Genomic DNA, 1704 nt, shown 5'->3' with positions numbered 1-1704 from the left:
GAGCCTGCAAATAAAAAGTCAATAGCAAATTGATGATTTCAGGCAAAAATTTTTGCAAGATTTTGAACATTAAAATAAGACCACCGATATTCGCTGGTCTAAAATAAAGGTATTGACGAGATATTTATTCTGGGAGTGAAGACAGATATTCTTTCACTCGACCATAGTAGATGCGAAGAAACTTATTCGCACCGGCTGTCATGTAGACGTAATAAGGCTTTCCTTGTGCTCGTTTCTTATCCATAAACAAGTAGACAGGATCATCCTGTGGCTTTGTTTTGATGAGAACATCCATGACTTGAAACAGAGTCTTACGAAGAGTACTGGAACCGCGCTTGGAAGCAGGAACGCTTTTCTGCTCATATGAACCGGATTCATTTACACCGGGATCAACGCCTGCAAAGGCTGTAATGGCTCCTTTGTGGGTAAATCGGGAGACATCACCAATCTCTGCCATAAGCTGTGGACCAAGCGATTTACCTACACCTTTCATAGCCATGACAACAGGGTATTCCGGCAGTTTAGAAGCAGCCTCATTCATCATGGTACGAAGCTGTTCCACAGTCTGTGAAGCCGTATTTAATTGTTCTACAGCCTGTTTGATGATTAACTTTGTCAGATCGTCTTTTGGAAGTATAGAAACAAGCTCCTTAGATGCTTCATAGATTTCAACAGCTTTTGAACGGCTGAAGTTGTACTTCCTGCGTTTACACCACTTTTGATAGTGGTCGATAAAGGCGTTTAGAGAGAGTTTACGAACACAATCCACATGCCAGTAGGTGGCTGAAAAGTCAACCCATTTTTGACTTCCATCCTCACGGGCAGGGCTGTCAAAATAAGTGTTAGCTCCCGGATAAGTTTGGTCAAGGATGCTGATTAGATTATTTTTCATAGCGGTTTTGTGTTTCATGTAAAAATCAAACTGGCGGTTCATGGTTTTCAGTTGATTACGAATTTCATCCATGAGACTATACTGTCTGAGTTCCGTCCAACTGTCAAGAGTATAGCGTGCAATTTTTACTGCATCCGCTTTATCGGACTTTACTTTGCGGAGAGAGTTGTCTCCAAAATCTTTGATGAGTTTGGGATTTATGGCAGATACAAAAAGGTCAGCTTTCGAAAGTTCACGGACAAGAGGTTCGTAATAACGACCGGTGTGTTCCATGACAATACGAGATTCGCCATCAATGGATTGGATCTGCTCAATGAGAGAGCGAATCCCACTGACTGTGTGTTTGACTTCAAATGGTTTTGAAATGATCTCACCATAAGAACGAAGGATAGCAACCATGCTTTTTCCTTTGGAAACATCAATACCTACTGCATTCATATTCATAAATTTGTCACTCCTTAAAATCAGATTATGCAATGGATAAAGACCAGTTTTACTCATTGCCTATTCCATCTACTGTGGTGTGACACGAACGTACCGAAGGCAGTTCAACCTGCATAAAACGAACGCTGCAAATGAGGAGCTGGTTATCAGTCTCGGTAACGGACGCGAAGTCCAAGATGAATAAGACGATATACCGATTGCTCCATACATTTTAACAGCTTAAGCAACAAGATGGATAATTCCTTACTGGCTGTAAGGGATATTAACCATAAATATATTGTAGTAGATGAAAGCGCAAACTGTGCATATCTACACTCATAATAAATAAAAATAACAAAACGGTTTTCATTCAATTTCTCCCTATAAAA

1 protein-coding gene is annotated in these 1704 nt (G+C 40.4%); it reads right to left on the bottom strand.

What is annotated here, in order from left to right:
- Positions 1-124: 124 nt before the first annotated feature.
- On the bottom strand, positions 125-1330 hold the full coding sequence (locus LJE12_RS19470) for an IS110 family transposase (RefSeq protein WP_172678354.1): 1206 nt from the start codon (positions 1328-1330) through the stop codon (positions 125-127).
- Positions 1331-1704 lie beyond the last annotated feature (374 nt).

The organism is Blautia sp. DFI.6.71 (assembly GCF_020593585.1).
GTDB lineage: Bacteria > Bacillota > Clostridia > Lachnospirales > Lachnospiraceae > Blautia_A > Blautia_A wexlerae.
Note: the sequence above shows the minus strand (reverse complement) of the source record. Positions and strands in the feature narration are given on the sequence as shown.

What these genes read in the sequence shown, in the direction of transcription:
- LJE12_RS19470 (WP_172678354.1), bottom strand. Translation starts at nt 1,330, where the DNA reads ATGAATGCAGTAGGTATTGATGTTTCCAAAGGAAAAAGCATGGTTGCT.